This window comes from Arthrobacter sp. Y3225116 (assembly GCF_059091245.1).
This window is the reverse complement of sequence record NZ_JBNHGL010000629.1, coordinates 1-263: the sequence shown is the minus strand read 5'-3', so window position 1 is coordinate 263 and position 263 is coordinate 1. Positions and strand designations below refer to the sequence as shown.

1 protein-coding gene is annotated in these 263 nt (G+C 77.6%); it reads right to left on the bottom strand.

The features are described 5' to 3' along the window. Nucleotides 1–224, bottom strand: a 224-nt coding sequence (locus tag AC5RV2_RS19285) for a hypothetical protein (protein WP_494093655.1), incomplete at its 3' end; no start/stop codon positions are given. Nucleotides 225–263: the final 39 nt, after the last annotated feature.

The window sequence follows — 263 nt, the reverse complement described above, 5'->3', positions numbered from 1 at the left end:
AGGTTGGCACGCTGCGCGGCGGCGTGGACAACCGTCTGGTCCAGGCCATCCTCTGCCGCCGCGGTGTCCGGTCCCGCGGGGGCGCCGGCGGCCCCTGCGGCTGCGGGCGCCGGTTCGTCTGAGGGCGCCCCTTCATCGGCGGCCGCGGCGCCGTCGGACTCATCGTCCGGCAGGTAGAGGCTGGTCATGTCCAGGCTCTCGGCCCACCCGGCGCCGGCGGACACCGGTCCTGCCGGTTCGGGCTGCGCGGCCGGAACCGGGGC